An 18,307-nucleotide genomic window follows, 5' to 3' on the forward strand; every position below is an offset into this window, starting at 1 on the left:
TACACGCATGAAATGAGCATTAAGCCGTTTGAGGCTTGGAAGTGGATTGTTTGGCGTGCGGCAGAGCGATGTGAAAACTCGTCACGCCGTCAGCGGAGGTACACCAAATTCGCCCACCATGAGCCTCGATGATCGAACGCGTTATGGCCAGACCCAAGCCGGCGTTGCTTGGGCTTCCTTCCCGCCTTGCAGGGTCAGCGCGATAGAACCGGTCGAAGATTTTGTTGATATGTTCCGGATCAATCGTGGCCCCATTGTTCTGGACGGACAGGTTCACTTGATCAGCCGCCTCGACAATCCGGACGGCGATATCGTGGCCTTCGGGGGTATAGCGCAAAGCGTTGGATAGAATGTTGGAAACCGCCCGGTCAATCATTAGCCGGTCACCACGGATCGTACCTTCGCCTTGAAGGGCAAGCCGAATGCTTCGGTCTTCGGCTGCAAGCTGGTAGTACTCAATCAGTCTGGACACTAGCCCGACCAGATCGATATCAACCTGCTCGGGGATGATCAAGCCGTTATCAGCTTTTGCCAGGAACAGCATGTCATCGATCATGCGCGACATGCGCTTGAGGTCTTCAAGATTGGAGTAGAGGTTGTCTTCGTAGGCATCGAGGTCGCGTTTTTTGGTCAGAACGACTTCGGTATGCGTCAGAAGATTACTTACCGGAGTCCGCAGCTCATGTGCGATGTCGGCTGAGAAGTTTGATAGCCGGACGAACGCGTCTTCCAGGCGTGCAAGCATTCCGTTGAAGGAGAGGATCAGCTCCTGCAATTCAAGCGGCACGGGCTCCAATGGAATTCGCTCGCGAAGGGACCGGGCAGACATGGATGTCGCCACCTTGGTGATCTGCCCAACCGGCCGAAGACCGCTCTTGGCCACGATCCACCCCAATCCTGCACTAACCAGAGCGCTGATGACCAAGCCAATGCCGAACCACCATTGCAGCGTCTTGAAAAAGTGGGCATGGCTGGTGACATCCAGCATCAACATGACTGTTACCGGCGCCTGCGCCTGCGCTATAGCCAGTTGAGAGGTAATCCCCCGGAAGTTCCGCGAGTCGATTTGCCAGTCCCAAACGGCGCCAGAAGAGGCCTGCTTAAAGCGCTCAGGGATGCGGGATGCCTTGGAGTCCGAGAACAGGACAGTACCGTCAGCATCAAGAATCTCCGCAGAAAGGTCCTGATGAGCCCCCAACAAAGCACGCAGTTGAGGCTCCTGATCCTCAAGTTCATCACGTGCTGCTGAAAGTGAAAGGATGTGCCGGGTGGATTCGAGTTTCTCGGCCAGGGCTTGCTCATCCAGCATCTGGAAATGGTGCTGACTGAGCATGTAGAAGCTCACGCCGGCAACGACCAATACGGCGATGACCGCGAACATGAACATGAGGGTAAGGCGTTTAACGAGCGACGATTGGGCGCGCATTACTCGGGAACATCCATCAGATAGCCCATGCCACGAACTGTATGTATGAGCTTGGGGGCGAAATCGTCATCAATCTTGGCCCGCAACCTACGAACAGCAACCTCGATCACGTTAGTGTCGCTGTCGAAGTTCATATCCCACACCTGCGATGCGATCAGGGACTTCGGCAGTACCTCGCCGCGTCGGCGCATGAGTAGTTCCAGTAAGGAGAACTCCTTGGCTGTGAGGTCGATCCGCTTGCCATTTCGGGTGGCCCGGCGCTTAAGCAGGTCTACCTCCAGGTCAGCCATCTTCATAGTGGTCTGAGCATAGCCACTGCTGCCTCTTCGCAGCAAAGTGCGCACACGCGCTAGCAGTTCCGAGAATGCAAAGGGTTTGACCAGGTAATCGTCAGCCCCGAGTTCTAACCCTTTCACGCGATCGTCCACGCCATCACGGGCCGTCAAAAACAAGACTGGGACCTCTTTCCCTGCCGCACGTACCATCCGCAGCACCTCCCAGCCGTCTAGCCCCGGCATCATTACATCAAGAATCAGCAGGTCATACGCCTCGCTCAAAGCGTATTGCAGCGCGTCGGTCCCTGTGACCACACGATCGACGGTAAAGCCTGCCTCCGTCAGCCCTTGCTGCAGGTAGGCCCCGATTTTTGGCTCATCTTCGGCTACGAGTAATTTCATCTGCTGCGCCCCCTTGGATGCCCTTCAGTGTGCAGCAAAAAAGGCACCCAACCAGAAGCTGACGGAAAAGTAATGTCGGGCTCAGCTTGCTGACAGTGCCGGGTAGCTAGCTTGAGCACTGTGAACGGCGCCAATCAGGCGAAACTGACCCTTAGAGGAAACGCAAATGAACATGATCAAAGCGATTGTGATGGTAGTCACCTTCGGCATGGCGAGCCTCGCCCTGGCTGAAGGCGGCGCGGATCGCACCTTCGCCAGGATGGAAGCTGCACGTGCATCTTCCATGCAGGCTTACCAGGTTGCTCAGGAGAAAAAAGCAGAGGCTCCTGTTACCGCCCAAAGCCAAAAGCACCCCGGCCACGAGAGCTGCTGAGCTTAGCTTACAGAAATGTAATCACCCCGGAATCTGAACTATGTCAGCTTTCGGGGTATTGCCTCCCGCAATCCTTGTGCTTTGGCGAAAGTCTACGAGGCTTGGGGGAGCTCAATTGAAACCAGATGGCTGCGGATCCCGCAGTCTGGATATCAGCGATCTACCTGATTGGACGCAACGGCATGCAAAGCAAAACCACGAGACGTTCATTCGTCAAAGGCCTGGCTGCTACCGGACTACTGGGTGGGCTGGGCATGTGGCGCGCGCCGGTCTGGGCCGTAACCAGCCCTGGCCAGCCTAACGTACTGACCGGCACCGATTTTGACCTGTACATCGGGGAGCTCCCGGTGAACATTACCGGGGCAGCTCGAACGGCGATGGCCATCAACGGTTCGCTGCCAGGACCAATACTCCGTTGGCGCGAAGGCGACACGGTCACGCTACGGGTTCGCAACCGCTTGAAGCAGGACACGTCCATCCACTGGCACGGCATCATCCTGCCGGCGAATATGGACGGCGTGCCGGGTCTAAGCTTCCATGGCATCGCTCCCGACGGCATGTACGAGTACAAGTTCAAGGTCCACCAGAACGGCACCTACTGGTACCACAGCCATTCGGGCTTCCAGGAGCAGGTCGGTGTTTACGGTGCGCTGGTGATTGATGCCAAGGATCCAGAGCCTTTCACCTACGATCGTGACTATGTCGTCATGCTGAGTGATTGGACCGACGAAGACCCGGCGCGGGTTATGTCCAAGCTCAAAAAACAGTCGGACTATTACAACTTCCACAAGCGCACCGTTGGCGACTTCGTCGACGACGTGAGCGAGAAAGGTTGGTCTGCTGCTGTGGCCGATCGAAAGATGTGGGCCGAGATGAAGATGAGCCCAACCGATCTCGCTGACGTGAGCGGGCACACCTACACCTACCTCATGAACGGCCAGGCGCCAAATGGGAACTGGACGGGAATCTTCAAGCCAGGGGAGAAAATCCGGCTTCGCTTTATCAATGGCTCGGCGATGACCTATTTCGACGTGCGGATCCCCGGCTTGAAAATGACGGTTGTCGCAGCCGACGGTCAGTACGTTAAGCCAGTGTCGATCGATGAATTCCGGATTGCCGTTGCTGAAACCTACGATGTCATTGTCGAGCCTGAAAACGAGCAGGCTTACACCATCTTTGCTCAATCCATGGATCGCACCGGCTATTCAAGGGGTACCTTGGCTGTCCGTGAGGGCCTGCAGGCACCGGTGCCGGCTGTAGATCCAAGGCCTCTCATCTCCATGAGTGATATGGGGATGGACCACGGCAGCATGGGTGGCATGGATCACGGCAGCATGGCCGGTATGGACCACAGCAAGATGGCTGGCATGGACCACGGCAGCATGGCCGGTATGGACCATAGCAAGATGGCTGGCATGGACCACGGCAGCATGGCCGGTATGGACCATAGCAAGATGGCTGGCATGGACCACGGCAACATGACCGGTATGGACCAAAGCAATATGGCCGCCAGCGGTGCCATGCAGAACCATCCCGCCTCCGAAACAAACAACCCTCTGGTCGATATGCAGACCATGACCCCTACGCCAAAGCTGAGCGATCCGGGGATCGGGCTTCGCGATAACGGGCGTCGGGTTCTCACGTATTCGGATTTGCGTAGCACCTTCATCGACCCTGACGGCCGGGAACCTGGCCGGACAATCGAACTGCACCTTACCGGGCATATGGAAAAGTTCGCTTGGTCCTTCGATGGGATCAAGTTTTCTGACGCAGAGCCGCTGCGGCTCAAGTACGGCGAGCGCCTGCGTATTACCTTGGTCAACGACACCATGATGACTCACCCCATCCATCTGCACGGCATGTGGAGTGACCTGGAGGATGAGGACGGCAATTTCATGGTGCGAAAACACACGATCGATATGCCGCCTGGCTCGAAACGAAGCTATCGCGTAACCGCAGATGCACTCGGGCGCTGGGCCTATCACTGTCACCTCATGTACCACATGGAGATGGGCATGTTCCGAGAAGTCCGCGTGGACGAATGAACTGGAGATACGAGATGAGCAAACCAATGAAACGAAGCGCCTTTTTCCTCTCTGCCGCGATGGTTGGCCTGCTCGCGGTGTACGCCCCGTCTTCCTGGTCCAGTGACAACCATGATCAGCACTCTCAAAAGTCGTCCAACGCGGCGCAATCGAACGGCTCGAAGAGCAAGCAAGCCCAGGGCATGAACCATGAAGGCATGGATCACGGCTCCATGAAAGGCATGGATCATGGCTCTATGGAGGGCATGGATCATGGTTCCATGGAAGGAATGGATCACAGCAAAATGATGGAATCGCATGGCAGCGACAAAGCTAAGGCAGGGAAAAATGGCCAATAGCGTTGCACGACCATCGCTGCTGGCATTCGCCGTTTCTTTAGGTGTGCTGGGCGTTTCGCCCAGCTTCGCCGCTGAAATGGATCATTCCGGAATGGACCACTCGGCAATGGGCCACGGTGCCATGCAGATGGACCACGCCTCATCACAGGCTGCGATGCCGGGCATGGACCACAGCCAGATGGGCGCGAGCAAGCAACCCACGCAACCTGCACCCGTTGATCACAGCAAAATGGGCCATGGCCAGCCCAAAGCGAAACCCGCCTCGATGGACCACAGCAAGATGGACCATGGAAGCATGAAAGGCATGGATCACGGGTCCATGGAAGGCATGGATCATGGCGCGATGGGTCATTCCACGATGGGAAACGGGAACGCTGATTCGCCGACCCCGACCAGCCGTACGCCAATCCCGGTGCTGACTGATGCCGACCGGCAGGCTGCCTTCCCCCCGCTTGACGGGCACAAAATGGATGACAGCGGGTTCAACAGCTTTTTCTTGCTAGACCAACTGGAATACCAAGATGCCGATGAAGGTAGCACGCTTGCTTGGGATGCATCCGGCTGGGTGGGCGGCGATATCAATAGGCTCTGGATTCGCTCGGAAGGTGAACGAACCAATGGTGTGACTGAAGATGCTGAGCTGCAGCTCCTCTATGGCCGCTCGGTAAGCCCGTGGTGGGATGTTGTCGCCGGCGTCCGGCAGGATTTCAAACCGGAGGATCCGCAGACCTGGGCTGCGTTCGGTATTCAGGGCCTGGCCCTGTATGACTTCGAAGCTGAAGCCACCGCCTTTATCGGCGAGAACGGTCAAACCGCTGCCCGTCTGGAGGGCGAGTACGACATCTTGCTAACCAATCGTTTAATTCTTCAGCCAACCGCTGAGGCCAACTTTTATGGCAAGAACGACCCGGAACGCGGCGTCGGCTCTGGCCTGGCAAACACCGAAGTCGGGCTGCGGTTACGGTACGAGATTGTTCGCCAGTTCGCGCCATACATAGGTGTCACCTGGAGCCGTTCCTACGGCAAAACCGCCGATTTCATTCGGGATGAAGGCGGGGACGTGGACGAAGCTCGTTTTGTGGCCGGTATTCGGATGTGGTTTTGAGAACTCAACATGAAAAAAACAATTACAACGCTGGTGGCGGCAGGTGCTGTTACTAGCGCAGCAGTGCTAGGTGCTGCTTACTTCGGTCTCGTGAACGTTGGTGCGGACGACCCACACTTCCCCGCTGTGCATGCGTTTTTGGCCATGGCGCGGGATCGCTCGATTGAAGTCCGAGCAAGCGACATTGAGGTGCCAAACCTTAAAGATCCTGCTCTCATCCAAGCAGGGGCAGGCAACTACAACGCCATGTGTATCGGTTGCCACCTCGCGCCAGGGGTGGAGAAAACTGAACTCAGCCAAGCCCTATACCCATCCCCACCAAACCTCACCGAGATAGGTGTAAGCGGTGACCCTGCTGCTGCGTTTTGGACCATCAAGCACGGTATCAAAGCGACAGGCATGCCAGCCTGGGGTAAGAGCATGGACGACCAGTACATCTGGGGAATCGTCGCGTTCCTGGACCAGCTACCGCAACTCAATGCTGAGCAGTACCAGATGATGGTCGCTTCCAGTGGTGGTCACCAACATGGCGGTGGCGAAAGCGATATGCATAACCATGAAGGCCAACACGGTGGTGCGAAATCAGGTCATGGAAATCATGATGATTCCGCAGCAAACGGCGTGGCTGAGGAAAGTCATGATCATGGCAGTTCGCATTCGGAGTCTTCATCAGTAGCGGAGCACCACGGTGAACACGAGTCCGGCGAGGCGCACTCGGACCACCACACAGGTTCTACTCCCAAAACCCATGTGCACAAAGACGGGAAGGAGCACACTCATGACAAGTAAGCGCCGCTTCCTCGGTTTAAGTACCGCAGCGTCACTTCTAATCGCCTCAGCCGCCTTTGCTGCGGAGCCCCTGACTATCGATGTGCACCGGGACGCTAATTGCGGTTGCTGTAAGAAATGGATAGCGCACTTGGAGGCAAACGGCTTCAAGGTCGTCGACCACGTTGAAACGGACATGAGGGCGGTGAAGCAAGAGCTAGGAGTAGCTCCGAGGCTGGCTTCGTGTCACACCGCGGTTATCGATGGCAAGTTTGTGGAAGGTCACGTCCCCGCAGCCCAGGTGCAGGAGCTCATAAAGCGCAACGACCTGGCAGGCGTCGCGGTACCTGGCATGCCCGCTGGCTCACCAGGTATGGAGGTTGATGGCATGAAACACGCCTATCAAGTCATCGGCCTCACCAAGAGTGGGGACGATCAAGTAGTTGCCAGTTATCCTGACACGTAATGCAAGATGCCCCGGGGGAAGGGCTTCTGCCGGCCAGCCGACCAGCTGCAGCGCTGGTCGTGGTCAGCTTACTCCAAGACTTACCCTGTCCCTTCGGTCAGTTTTGACCTCTACAGTTAATTCCAGCAGAGCGATATTCGAGGATTTTCAACTCACCTGTTGAGTCCTCGTAATTCATCTGTGTCGGCATCACGTCGCAGCTACCTTTGAGCGAAGTCATACTGATAACTCTCGCCACATCCAGTTTCATTCCGTAGCGATAATGGATCACTTCAGGTGGTTTTTTTCCATTGGCAGCGGCGTAGGCACGCATTGCTTGCTCATTTGCCTGAATCATCTTTCCGTGTAAGCGATCAGATCCTCCTTCAGCTAAAGCGGATGAGGAGGCGATTACGAGCATGAGGGCGGCAATGCTTTTAGCGGTGTTCATTTCTGTTACTCCATGAAGACATGAGTGAAGCTTACCGACTGGGAGCTGTCATCCACGTGATCCAGGAATTACATGTTTGTAAGCAGGCTATCGATAATGATGGCTCTGAATACACGTGAAAGCCGCGTCGTTTCAGGCTGCGACAGTTTTAATTCTCTAGCGAATCAGTCTGAACCGGCGTTTTGGGTGATTGCGACAGTTTTGCGTTTCCTCTCCAAATGGCTGCAGGCCGCGAAAGACGGGACCCTCTAGCGACAGTTTTAATTCTCTAAATCCACCACCCGCAGAAAATTTCGTCACGCCCCAGAATGGGAATTTGCATTCGGGGCGCACCACGATTCATCTCGTGCCAGAAGCCGCCTGCAGTGCAATCAATTGGCGAGCCAAGACTCGACTACCTCAGCGCCATACTCGTTTTTCCAGGCCTTAAGCGTACGCTGATTACCACCCTTGGTCTCAACAACCTCTCCGCTGTGTGGATTCTTGTAGACCTTCACTTCGCGTGGTTTCCGAGAGGTTTTTGGGGCCATATCAGTGGAAGCCACCGCTTGCGGATCGAGGATCAGCACCACTTGGCGCAGGCCGTAGCCATACTCGTTGAGCAAACTGCGCAGCTTCGTTTCAAATTCCATTTCCTGCTTCAGGGCAGAGTCATTTTTCAGCGCTTCCAGCTCCGCCAGTTGGGCTGCGAGCTGTTGTTCGAGCAGGCGGAATTCAGCGAGACGGGACATAAGATTCTCCAAAATGGGTTCGATGATTTTAGCAATCAAGAAAGAAAGCGTGCTAACTATCTTGATCCCACATGCCTGAATCGGCAATCACGAGGCTGAGCGATCGGTGTGGATAAAAACGTGATGGCTTCAGGATCGTCGATCTGGGCGGCTTCACTTGCGAGGTAATCGATCAGCTTTTTGCTTCTTACCCAAACGTACTGCCGGCAAGCCGCGTTTGGAATGGATGGCCCCGCAACGGGGCGAAACCTGGCCTCCCAAAGGTGCTTGAACGCCTCCCTGGTCGACTTCCCCAAATACACCGCAATCTCCGGTCCCAAGATATAGCCACGCCTGAATCTGTCGATGGCTTGAGGCTTAACCATCAATTGCGTACGCCGGCCTCGTTCGACAGCAGTGCTCCATAGCAGACCCAGTCGAACGAACGCGTATGCGCATTGTTCTTTGACGCCTAACAGCGCAGCAGCCTTGACTACCGACAGGCCGGGAAAGACCGGACTCTTGTTCTCAGCTCGGGCTTGTTGCCACGCTGCAAAATCTTGCGGCTTGAGTAACCACGCCCCTACCGCAACCGAGCCATTCTCAGCTGGGCCGTAAGCGCGAAGTTCACCTGCACGTATTGCCTGAACCAACTCGACCAACCCACCCCCCTTGGGCAGAGAATGCTTGGCCAAGTAGTTGATCGACACCAGGCTCTGGTCAGAGCTGGTAGGCAGCTTCTCATCAATCAATTCGTTGATCGAGCGGCAGTCAATCAGCCACCTTTCGCCTGGGCGCGGTTCTCCACCAAAGAACTGGAGGGTACCACCAGCTAGCAGCTGCCTAACCCGATTGCGACAGAGGCTTAGCAAAGTCGAGGTTTCTTTCATATCAGCCACGCCCTGGAGATGCTGCGAGATTGCCTTCAAATGATCCAGGTCCACGACCGTAAAGACTCGATCTTCATGGACCTTCTCCCGATAGGCGATTTGTCCCTCCTGATGAAGGCGTTTTATGACTGATACCCCGAGACCACAAGCTTCAGCAGCAGAATCGAACGACACCCAACGATGTCTCTCAATCGTCTCCTCACTCAAATTGCGATTTCGCTTCGCTAACGGTGCTTCCCACGCATGCTGCAGAAATGATTCGAACTCTCGACGAAGAAAGTCAAAACAAGAGTCATCCAGATCACGGTGGATGTCGTGGTATATCGGGCCGAACGATCTGCTGAGCGTCCAATGTTCGTTATCGGAATGGACTGCCTTGAGGCCACTCAGCAGTTCTCTGAATGCGAGAGGCCAGTTCATGAGAACCACGCCCGCCGCGTTTGCCATAAGCCGCGATATCTCTAGCGAACCCGAATCAGCAACCTTCAGCGGCTGGGTTCTTTCCGTAGGCAAACTTCTGACAGCGAGACGCGATGACAACTCGTGAAACTGTTCGTAGGTGAGGGCCGCCAATCCCGCGTCAGCTGGCAACGAGTCGGCGTAAAACCTATCTTCAAAGCCAGAGGTGAGCCAGGCGGCCGTATCACTCGCCGGCGCGATCTCAAAATTGGTCCCACTCAATGAGGTGCCACACGCTTGGCAACTATTCGCACTCATTGCGCTTGGATCGGTTTCCTTCAGACAGTTGGGGCACCGCCCGTGGAGTTCAGTGCCGTGGACAGAACACGTCGTAACCAGGGTCAAGCCCCAGCTTTCTCTCCAATAACCGGCTTCGCCCAAACAGATCGGACAGTAACGAGCGTGATGAGTCGTCCATAACTTGACCCCCTTGGGCCTTGGATCACGAAACTCAGCAGATACCGCAGGCCAGCTCAGTGGTCCTTCCATCATCTGCAGCCAGTCCGCAACATCGGTCTCGTCGGCTCGTGCAAAGGCGGTGAGCAGTTCCTTTCTGGGTAATCCGTTGGCTTTCGCCAGGCGCTGCAGGTACCCCAAAAGACTTTCGTCTTGGTGTGGTCGTGGGTTGATTAAAAGACCAAACATTCCTACACATCCATGAAATCGAAGACATAAAAATCAGGGGAGTAGAGCCGGGCCGATAAGCCCGGCCCTTGGCCGTCAGGTACTGCTCTCTTCGAACGTCTCAAACGGCTCCCGCTTCCCGAACAGAGGCTGGAAATTGAAGCTCGCACTGAAGGGGTTTCGATCCTCGGTGGCGTAGCTCCAAACCTCGTCTTCAAAAGCCTGGGCCAGCACAGGAAGTTCAATCCCGACAAGGTCCTGGACTTGAACCAGCCAAACAGCCCTGTCCACAATCTTGATGAGGTAGTCGATCAATCCATAGGAAGCCAGGTAGAAGCGTTTAATCATCGCTGGCTCTACAAAACTGATGGTTTGAACAGGCAGTTCGCCCTCGATTGCCTGCAACAACATCACGAAATGAAGAGACGTATTAGCGGAGAAGGTGAAGCGATCGTATGCCACCGTGGCCGAAAACCTGCGTCGCAGTTGCTCGTTTGCTAGCAGGAGATTTTCGGTGCGCTTCAGCCCAATCAGAACAAACGCGATACTGGTTTCATTCATCAGACTCTTGATCCAGTCTGCTGCCTCATACGCACCATTACGACGATAATCGACCAGGTGCTGCGCCTCATCGAGGACCAACATCTCCACGCCAAGGTTCTTCAGCAGCAGGACTACTCGCGCAAATTTAACCTCTGCCGAATGTCCTCGTGCCTCTGCGAAGGGATCCTTCAGCTCTGCCAAAATGGCTGCTGCCAGGTTCTTTTTGGTTGGAGACGAAGGCATCTCGACGAACAGAACTGTCCGCTTCTGTGGGTCATGGCTCTCCAATTCCTCCAATGACCGAATGTACTCCTTGACCAATGTGCTCTTGCCCACTCCGCTTGGACCTTGGATCAGCAACCCTTTACTTGCTCTGGTACGCCGACTATCGCCGTGGATATCGCCTAGTCGCGTCAACGCTCGCTCGACTTGAGGGCTGTGAATAAAACGATCGCGGAGCGTAAAGCTGTATTCACCATGCTCGTAGCATTCGTACAGATTGATGGCGTTCATGGCTTAGAACTCCCAGCAGGGCGACGAACCGAGACCTTGAAGGCTGCTGGCGGAATGTTAGGAATAGAGTCACCGGTCCATTCCACTTCAGCGAGTACCTTGGGTGGAGGCGTGCTTTCGGTCACTCGACCCTCCTTGTCGATTTTCGCTATGGCAGCTGCGCGTCGTTTTCTGAGCGTCTGCGAACGGCGGGCCTCGTCTGCATCTTCCATAATTTCCTGGTAGCACCTGTGCGTAGCCTCGAAGCTAGGCTGCTCATTATATTTTTCTCGCAGCGCTTTCTCGGCAGCCTTCCACACCTCCCTGCTCTTACCGGCCATTCGCTCATCTTTGGCGGGCACTTTGAAGAACAAGTTTCTGAAGCGGTCGTGAACCCAAACGTGCCCGGCTTCGTCTCGATAGCGGACGTTTACCTTTTCTCCGTCTGCCAAACGCATACGGAGCTCAGCAAGTTCCGTAGAGTGGTAGCCCACTTTGGCAACCTCGATGCCGTAATGGTGAACCTTCACCGAGGCCCGCTTGGCCAGAATGCACTCCAACGAGTCCAGGTCGACGGGAAGGCTGATGACATGGTTCGCCTCGCTAGTCCCCCAGACTTGAGCCGGTGTTCTGTTGTCCAGCCCCCGATGAGGAGTCTGGTGGTAACCATCGACGATCCATTTCACTACCACCGCCTCCAATTGAGGGAGCGTGAAACATGCATTCTTCTCCGAGTCGTAATCGCCACGCTGCTGGATATTCGAGAAGGTGGTACCCGGGAGGTTGTGGATAAGCCCCAGGTTCTGTGTGCTGAAAAAGCGTTCGACGGCACCTTTCCTTTGAGGGGCCCTTGAAGCGGGATACATGATCTCGATACCCAACTCGTTGAATCCCATGATGAGATCGCCCGCGTGAAATTCCGCTGCGTTGTCTGGGACTATTCGAGCCGGCAGCCCACGTGCCCACCATTCATTTCTCACTTTCGGAAAGCGCTTCAGCAATTCGGCTTTTGGACGGATTGAGCGTTCGATCACACGAAGCACGGTTTCCGTATTTGGCGCCGACAGGTGGAGCAAATATCCCATCACCATTCGAGAGAAGCGGTCGAGGACGATCGTCAGATAGGGGCGCCCAATGCACAGCCCCGAGGTTTCATCCACAAGCTGGACGTCCAACAAGGTGTGATCAATTTCCCAACGTTCCAAAATCTCATGGACACGTAGGACACCCGCCGCAACACGGTGCTTCTTGTCTGCTGCGTGTTTTCCGAGCCTCTCCTTATCCACAAGGTACGGATCCAGCTTGGCGATGTACCTTCGGACAGTCATTCCGCTTGGGATCTTGAGCTGATCCGAAGGCAAACGACTTTTGTTCCTCTCTTTTATCTGATCCTCGAATTCTGAAACGACCACGCTGACCGCTGGAATCGTATCCTGCAGGTAGGTTTTATTAATCACCCCTTCAAGAATAACTTCGAGCTCTCCCTGTATCGCGGCAGCCCGACCCTTTTTGGCATGCTGAGGGATAAGCTTTACTACGTTCTGGCCAATGTATTTGGCTGCCCAACGTCGAATAGTGGAAACCGAGGGTGCGCACGCATCCCCAATCTTTTTGGCGATATCTCTAAGCTTCTTGATCATGTCTTCGTCACCCGGTAGCTTGTATTTACCGCGCTTAGTTAGGTCGTCCAGATACTTGCGTCGACGCAATGCCTCATCTCCATGTTTTTTGGGGAAGCATGAAATATCTGGAGGGACGTTCCGCACATACGGAACCCTCCCAAGGTATGGCTGATCAGCGGAGATCTCGATCTCGCGCTTCTCGTAGGCCTCATAGAACTCCTTCTCGGATAGCTTCGTGGGCTCACCAAGCTCATCGAAAAAGAGCAGCTTCCGGTCAATAAGCCTCTTCTCAAGCACCATCAGTACGCCACGAACGATGACGACCAATTTCACCCTAAGGGAAAAGGTTTGCATGACGGTGCCCCCCTTGCAGGAAGACCGGGGAGTCAGTGTCAATTGACCTATCAAGGTCAATGCCCACCACCCCAAGGCCTAACAAGCGCCAGGCTTTCCCCTCACCAACCACGTAGAGCAGATCTGCAACGGTCATAGGCGGCCATTCGTTGAAGGTCGCCATTACCTCCTCCAACGCCTGATGCGAAAGCTCTGGACCGCGCCGGTGATACATCAGCCTTCTAAGATTGGTAGCCAGGGGTTCAGCTTCAATTAACTTTTCAGTGATCACCGAAAAGTTACGGGCAGTGGCGTTGAAGTAGCGCTCAGCGGCATCCAGTCGCTGCCTGACGCTGGCAATCTTCAGTCGGTCGTGAGGCTTCACTTCAAACCACCACTCGCGCCCATCCGCGAGGAAAACCTGTACGTCTGGGTAATATTTGAAGTAGCCCTGGAGCGATGGAACACGTTCCTCACTGGGCTGCGGGACGTAGCCGATGACCGCAGGAGACAGCTCAAGAAGCCGAAAAAGAGCGCCTTCGAGCTGGGACTCCCAGGGCACAGGCTTTTTATTTTTGAGCGATGGGAAGTAGCCGCGGTAATGGTTGGACCGCCGCGTGACCACCTTTCGTACTGTCATGAAACACCTCCGAAAATCTCGAAACGAGCGCCGACGCTGCGCCAAAAAATCAAGGCGCAGGGCGGGCGAAGTGAGGCCTTTCGACAGGCAACACTGTGCCGTCGAGTAACCTCGCTAAGGTCGAAAAAATGGGAGAGGATTGACAGTCGCTTCGAAAAAGCAGACATTGCGGGTTCTGAGGACGCAAGTCTGCTTCGCTAAGCGCGGTCAGTCCTCTCGGGATTGATCGCGTTTTTCTACATTTTCAGGTCTCCTTTTCTCTCATTGGTCATGACTCTCATGACTGATCAGAATCTAAAGCAATCGGCTTGCTCTCTTTATTTCTAAACGGCCACTTCGTGATCGCTGGAGCAATTTGGATCAGGTCTGAAGCTCTCGCTTCAAACAGCTGATTTGGCTGAAAATCTTCAGTGCAAAGCGGAAAAGTTGGTCATAGATCTTATTCCAACATCCCTTCGAAATCTACAAAAAATCCAAAATGGCAACTTCCACCAAATTCCATTTCCATACTAAATTGTTCAAATTAATACTTAACACGTACGCTTAATTAACTATTAAGGTGTTCAAATATTAGTTTTAAAGTCCTCTCAATCTCTCTGCTGCTCAGATCCGCCCGCCGACCCTCTCAGCACTTCCAGCGCCCCATCAAATCACTTCCTCAAATCCCCCCATCTGCATCATTTTCCAATGAGCGGAGTAGGGCGCCCCGGCAGGAATTCCAGGCAAAAAAAAGCCCGCGAAGGCGGGCTTGATGGTGACCGACAGGGGCCATGGTTGAAGCCCGGCCGGTCATCTATTTGTGAAAGCGTGCAGCTTTTCTGTGAACCTACACCGGATCAGAAGTCCAGGTTCGATACCGACAGCGCGTTGCTTTCGATGAAGTCACGACGCGGCTCGACCGCATCACCCATCAGGGTGTTGAAGATCTGGTCGGCAGCGATCGCATCCTCGATGGTGACCTTGAGCATACGGCGGACGGTTGGGTCCATGGTGGTTTCCCACAGCTGCTCAGGGTTCATCTCGCCCAGCCCTTTGTATCGCTGGATGGTGTGGCGCTTGGTGGTTTCGTTCATCAGCCAGTCCAGGCCTTCCTTGAACTCGACAATTGCCTTGCGGCGCTCACCGCGCTGCACATAAGCACCTTCGCCCAACAAGCTGGAAAGCTTGGCACCAATGTTGACTACGGTACGGTAGTCATTGCTGCCGAAGAAGTCCCGGTTGAAGGTGACGTAGCTGGCCAGGCCGTGGGAGGTAACTTCCACTTCTGGCAACCATACGTTGCGCTCTTTGTCTTCGCGCAGGCTGGCTTTGTAAACCAGGCCGGACTTCTGGCTGTTGTTCAAACGTTCCTGGAACTGGGCCAGCCAGGCTTGCATCACAGCGTGGTCACCCAGCTGTTCCAGGCTGACCTCCGGCAAGTAGATGAAATGCTCGGTCAGCTCTTCCGGGTACAAGCGCGACAGACGCTTGAGTGTCTTCATGACACTACGGAATTCGTTCACCAGTGCTTCCAGCTGCACACCGGAAACCGCTGGTGCCGACTCGTCCAGGTGCAGGCTGGCATCTTCCAGGGCCGACTGGGTCATGTACTCTTCCATGGCCTCGTCGTCCTTGATGTACTGCTCCTGCTTGCCTTTCTTCACCTTGTACAGCGGTGGCTGGGCAATGTAGATGTAGCCGCGCTCGACCAGCTCCGGCAGCTGACGGAAGAAGAAGGTCAGCAGCAGGGTACGGATGTGCGAACCGTCAACGTCAGCATCGGTCATGATGATGATGTTGTGATAACGCAGCTTGTCGATGTTGTACTCTTCGCGGCCAATACCGCAGCCCAATGCAGTGATCAGCGTGCCCACTTCCTGGGACGAGATCATCTTGTCGAAGCGCGCTTTCTCGACGTTGAGGATTTTACCCTTCAACGGCAGGATTGCCTGGGTACGACGGTTGCGGCCTTGCTTCGCCGAGCCACCCGCGGAGTCACCCTCCACCAGGTACAGTTCGGAAAGGGCAGGGTCCTTTTCCTGGCAGTCCGCCAGTTTGCCTGGCAGGCCGGCAATATCCAGCGCGCCTTTACGGCGAGTCATTTCACGGGCTTTACGTGCCGCTTCACGGGCACGGGCAGCGTCGATCATCTTGCCAACGACGGCCTTGGCCTCGTTCGGGTTTTCCAGCAGGAAGTCGGCGAAGTACTTGTTCATCTCCTGTTCCACGGCGGTTTTCACCTCCGAGGAGACCAGCTTGTCCTTGGTCTGCGAGCTGAACTTAGGGTCCGGCACCTTCACCGAGATGATCGCGGTCAGGCCTTCACGGGCGTCGTCGCCAGTGGTCGCCACCTTGTTCTTCTTAGCCAGGCCTTCCTGTTCGATGTAGCTGTTCAGGCTACGGGTCAGCGAGGACCGGAAGCCCACCAGGTGAGTACCGCCATCACGCTGCGGAATGTTGTTGGTGAAGCACAACAGGTTTTCGTTGAAGCTGTCGTTCCACTGCAGGGCGACTTCAACACCCACGCCATCGTCACGCTGGACGTTGAAGTGGAATACCTGGGAGTTGACCGGGGTCTTGTTGGTGTTCAGGTATTCAACGAACGCACGCAGGCCGCCTTCGTACTTGAAGAACTCTTCCTTGCCGCTACGTTCATCCTTCAGCAGGATGCCAACGCCCGAGTTGAGGAAGGACAGTTCGCGGATACGCTTGGCCAGGATGTCCCAGCTGAAGTGAATGTTCTTGAAGGTTTCAGCCGAAGGCTTGAAGTGGATGTGGGTACCGGTGGTTTCGCTGTCACCGACAACCGCCATCGGCGCCTGTGGAACACCGTGAACGTAGGTCTGTTCCCAGATTTTGCCGCTACGGCGAACGGTCAGTACCAGTTTCTCGGACAGGGCGTTCACTACAGAAACACCTACGCCGTGCAGACCGCCGGATACCTTGTAGGAGTTGTCGTCGAACTTACCGCCAGCGTGCAGCACGGTCATGATGACCTCGGCTGCGGAAACGCCTTCTTCTTTATGCACGTCGACCGGAATGCCGCGACCGTTGTCGCGCACACTGATGGATTCGTCCGGGTGGATGATGACGGTGATGTCATCGCAGTGACCGGCGAGGGCTTCGTCGATCGAGTTGTCGACCACCTCGAAGACCATGTGGTGCAGGCCGCTACCATCATCGGTGTCGCCAATGTACATGCCGGGGCGCTTGCGCACGGCATCCAAACCTTTCAGCACCTTGATGCTGGAGGAGTCGTACGTTTGATTTTCGCTCATGCATTCACTCCCGATGGTCGTGGGTCTGGGTGATACGGCCTTGTTCCACGTGGAACAAAGCAACTGGCGTTTCCGTCTGCCAGCCTTCCCTCAGTAATTCGTGATCTACACAGGTGATGAACACCTGGCAGCGTAATTCTTCAAGCAAGCGACACAGCGCGCGGCGATGCTGGTCGTCCAGTTCGGACGGCAAGTCATCCACGAGATAAATACAGTGACCGCGGCGAGCCTGACTAACGAGGTGGCCTTGGGCAATGCGCAATGCGCACACCACCAGCTTTTGCTGACCACGCGACAGGATGTCGGCTGCATTGTTGGCAGCCAGACGAAGACGCAGATCAGCACGCTGCGGACCGGCCTGGGTGTGGCCCATCTGCTGATCGCGAAGGAGAGAGGAAGCGAGTACTTCTTGCAGTTCCCGGTCCTTGTCCCAGCCTCGGTAGTAGCTAAGGGTCAACCCGTCCAGCTCGACCAGTTCGCTCAGGGTTCGCTCGAAGACGGGCTTCAAGGCCTTGATGTAGTTGCGACGGTATTCATCTATTTCCGCACTGGCCAGGCACAATTCCCGGTCCCAGGCGGCTTGCGAAGCTGGGTCAAGTGTACCATGCCGCAACCATGAGTTCCGCTGCCGCAGTGCCTTCTGCAGCCGTTGCCAGGCTGGCAGAAAACGAGGTTCCACGTGGAACACCCCCCAATCCAGGAACTGGCGGCGTATTTTCGGAGCGCCTTCCAACAAGCGGAAACTGTCCGGATTGATGAGCTGAAGCGGTAGCAATTCAGCCAGTTGCGCCGCACTCCGCGCATTCTGCCCATCGATGCGAATAGTGAACTCCCCCTGCCGCTCCCGGGATACACCCAGGTTACTGCTGCCACCCTCGGCCAATTGCACTTCGCCGAACACGGTACAGGCCGATTGTTCGTACTGGATAACCGGGTTCAGGCGGGTGCTGCGGAACGAGCGCGCCAGCCCGAGCAGGTGCACGGCCTCAAGCACGCTGGTTTTGCCGCTGCCGTTGGCGCCGTAAAGGATGTTGATGCGGGGGGACGGTGATAGTGTCACCGGGTGCAAGTTGCGCACCGCGGTGACCATGATACGTCGAAGAGACATT

16 protein-coding genes are annotated in these 18,307 nt (G+C 55.5%); 6 read left to right on the forward strand and 10 right to left on the reverse strand.

The annotated features are described in order from the left end of the window. Positions 1-19: 19 nt before the first annotated feature. Together ACGLHT_RS00795 and ACGLHT_RS00800 are read right to left on the reverse strand one after the other, a co-directional pair. The gene (locus tag ACGLHT_RS00795) at positions 20-1,426 is read right to left on the reverse strand and encodes a heavy metal sensor histidine kinase (protein WP_011953087.1); all 1,407 of its coding nucleotides are present in this window, start codon (positions 1,424-1,426) and stop codon (positions 20-22) included. After that, entirely contained in the window at positions 1,426-2,103 is a 678-nt protein-coding gene (locus ACGLHT_RS00800; protein ID WP_011953086.1) for a heavy metal response regulator transcription factor, read from the reverse strand. The genes ACGLHT_RS00795 and ACGLHT_RS00800 overlap by 1 nt, the downstream gene beginning before the upstream one ends. A gap of 166 nt (positions 2,104-2,269) precedes the next feature. On the opposite strand from ACGLHT_RS00800, the gene ACGLHT_RS00805 reads away from it, so the two are divergent. From ACGLHT_RS00805 to ACGLHT_RS00830, 6 genes are all read left to right on the forward strand, one after another. Next, on the forward strand, positions 2,270-2,476 hold the full coding sequence (locus tag ACGLHT_RS00805) for a co-regulatory protein PtrA N-terminal domain-containing protein (RefSeq protein ID WP_011953085.1): 207 nt from the start codon (positions 2,270-2,272) through the stop codon (positions 2,474-2,476). A 182-nt stretch (positions 2,477-2,658) separates the two neighbouring features. Then, entirely contained in the window at positions 2,659-4,521 is a 1,863-nt protein-coding gene (locus ACGLHT_RS00810; RefSeq protein WP_031314465.1) for a copper resistance system multicopper oxidase, read from the forward strand. 14 nt (positions 4,522-4,535) lie between these two features. Next, entirely contained in the window at positions 4,536-4,859 is a 324-nt protein-coding gene (locus ACGLHT_RS00815) for a hypothetical protein (RefSeq protein WP_012269845.1), read from the forward strand. Beyond that, positions 4,849-5,964, forward strand: a complete 1,116-nt coding sequence (locus ACGLHT_RS00820; protein WP_011953082.1) for a copper resistance protein B — start codon at positions 4,849-4,851, stop codon at positions 5,962-5,964. Before ACGLHT_RS00815 ends, ACGLHT_RS00820 begins: the two co-directional genes overlap by 11 nt. A gap of 9 nt (positions 5,965-5,973) precedes the next feature. Continuing rightward, entirely contained in the window at positions 5,974-6,753 is a 780-nt protein-coding gene (locus ACGLHT_RS00825; protein ID WP_011953081.1) for a cytochrome c, read from the forward strand. Then, positions 6,743-7,198, forward strand: coding sequence for a DUF411 domain-containing protein (locus tag ACGLHT_RS00830; RefSeq protein WP_011953080.1), 456 nt, complete (start codon positions 6,743-6,745; stop codon positions 7,196-7,198). The genes ACGLHT_RS00825 and ACGLHT_RS00830 overlap by 11 nt, the downstream gene beginning before the upstream one ends. Before the next feature lie 97 nt (positions 7,199-7,295). On the opposite strand, the gene ACGLHT_RS00835 is transcribed toward ACGLHT_RS00830, so the two are convergent. The 8 genes from ACGLHT_RS00835 to recF form a co-directional block, all read right to left on the reverse strand. Continuing rightward, entirely contained in the window at positions 7,296-7,628 is a 333-nt protein-coding gene (locus ACGLHT_RS00835) for a DUF2790 domain-containing protein (protein WP_011953079.1), read from the reverse strand. A gap of 371 nt (positions 7,629-7,999) precedes the next feature. Then, positions 8,000-8,359, reverse strand: a complete 360-nt coding sequence (locus ACGLHT_RS00840; RefSeq protein ID WP_010951431.1) for a histone-like nucleoid-structuring protein, MvaT/MvaU family — start codon at positions 8,357-8,359, stop codon at positions 8,000-8,002. Between the two features lie 56 nt (positions 8,360-8,415). After that, positions 8,416-10,332, reverse strand: a complete 1,917-nt coding sequence (locus ACGLHT_RS00845; protein ID WP_010951430.1) for a TniQ family protein — start codon at positions 10,330-10,332, stop codon at positions 8,416-8,418. Positions 10,333-10,407: 75 nt separating this feature from the next. Next, positions 10,408-11,367: a TniB family NTP-binding protein gene (locus ACGLHT_RS00850; RefSeq protein ID WP_010951429.1), complete on the reverse strand. Its 960-nt coding sequence runs from the start codon at positions 11,365-11,367 to the stop codon at positions 10,408-10,410. Further along, positions 11,364-13,322, reverse strand: a complete 1,959-nt coding sequence (locus tag ACGLHT_RS00855; protein WP_011953078.1) for a DDE-type integrase/transposase/recombinase — start codon at positions 13,320-13,322, stop codon at positions 11,364-11,366. Before ACGLHT_RS00855 ends, ACGLHT_RS00850 begins: the two co-directional genes overlap by 4 nt. Continuing rightward, entirely contained in the window at positions 13,303-13,941 is a 639-nt protein-coding gene (locus tag ACGLHT_RS00860) for a TnsA endonuclease N-terminal domain-containing protein (RefSeq protein ID WP_011953077.1), read from the reverse strand. Before ACGLHT_RS00860 ends, ACGLHT_RS00855 begins: the two co-directional genes overlap by 20 nt. Positions 13,942-14,777: 836 nt before the next feature. Further along, positions 14,778-17,198 carry a DNA topoisomerase (ATP-hydrolyzing) subunit B gene (gyrB, locus tag ACGLHT_RS00865; RefSeq protein ID WP_013970249.1) on the reverse strand — a complete coding sequence of 807 codons (2,421 nt, stop codon included), beginning with the start codon at positions 17,196-17,198 and terminating at the stop codon, positions 14,778-14,780. Positions 17,199-17,202: 4 nt separating this feature from the next. Then, a complete protein-coding gene (gene recF, locus ACGLHT_RS00870; protein WP_087500993.1) occupies positions 17,203-18,306 on the reverse strand; it encodes a DNA replication/repair protein RecF in 1,104 nt (367 codons plus the stop codon). Between the last annotated feature and the right edge of the window lies 1 nt (position 18,307).

The organism is Pseudomonas sp. PsB (assembly GCF_043658375.1).
GTDB lineage: Bacteria > Pseudomonadota > Gammaproteobacteria > Pseudomonadales > Pseudomonadaceae > Aquipseudomonas > Aquipseudomonas putida_Z.

Excerpts from the sequence above, each read along its gene's own strand:
- ACGLHT_RS00795 (WP_011953087.1), bottom strand. The coding sequence starts at position 1,426 with ATGCGCGCCCAATCGTCGCTCGTTAAACGCCTTACCCTCATGTTCATG.
- ACGLHT_RS00800 (WP_011953086.1), bottom strand. The coding sequence starts at position 2,103 with ATGAAATTACTCGTAGCCGAAGATGAGCCAAAAATCGGGGCCTACCTG.
- ACGLHT_RS00805 (WP_011953085.1), top strand. The coding sequence starts at position 2,270 with ATGAACATGATCAAAGCGATTGTGATGGTAGTCACCTTCGGCATGGCG.
- ACGLHT_RS00810 (WP_031314465.1), top strand. The coding sequence starts at position 2,659 with ATGCAAAGCAAAACCACGAGACGTTCATTCGTCAAAGGCCTGGCTGCT.
- ACGLHT_RS00815 (WP_012269845.1), top strand. The coding sequence starts at position 4,536 with ATGAGCAAACCAATGAAACGAAGCGCCTTTTTCCTCTCTGCCGCGATG.
- ACGLHT_RS00820 (WP_011953082.1), top strand. The coding sequence starts at position 4,849 with ATGGCCAATAGCGTTGCACGACCATCGCTGCTGGCATTCGCCGTTTCT.
- ACGLHT_RS00825 (WP_011953081.1), top strand. The coding sequence starts at position 5,974 with ATGAAAAAAACAATTACAACGCTGGTGGCGGCAGGTGCTGTTACTAGC.
- ACGLHT_RS00830 (WP_011953080.1), top strand. The coding sequence starts at position 6,743 with ATGACAAGTAAGCGCCGCTTCCTCGGTTTAAGTACCGCAGCGTCACTT.
- ACGLHT_RS00835 (WP_011953079.1), bottom strand. The coding sequence starts at position 7,628 with ATGAACACCGCTAAAAGCATTGCCGCCCTCATGCTCGTAATCGCCTCC.
- ACGLHT_RS00840 (WP_010951431.1), bottom strand. The coding sequence starts at position 8,359 with ATGTCCCGTCTCGCTGAATTCCGCCTGCTCGAACAACAGCTCGCAGCC.
- ACGLHT_RS00845 (WP_010951430.1), bottom strand. The coding sequence starts at position 10,332 with ATGTTTGGTCTTTTAATCAACCCACGACCACACCAAGACGAAAGTCTT.
- ACGLHT_RS00850 (WP_010951429.1), bottom strand. The coding sequence starts at position 11,367 with ATGAACGCCATCAATCTGTACGAATGCTACGAGCATGGTGAATACAGC.
- ACGLHT_RS00855 (WP_011953078.1), bottom strand. The coding sequence starts at position 13,322 with ATGCAAACCTTTTCCCTTAGGGTGAAATTGGTCGTCATCGTTCGTGGC.
- ACGLHT_RS00860 (WP_011953077.1), bottom strand. The coding sequence starts at position 13,941 with ATGACAGTACGAAAGGTGGTCACGCGGCGGTCCAACCATTACCGCGGC.
- gyrB (WP_013970249.1), bottom strand. The coding sequence starts at position 17,198 with ATGAGCGAAAATCAAACGTACGACTCCTCCAGCATCAAGGTGCTGAAA.
- recF (WP_087500993.1), bottom strand. The coding sequence starts at position 18,306 with ATGTCTCTTCGACGTATCATGGTCACCGCGGTGCGCAACTTGCACCCG.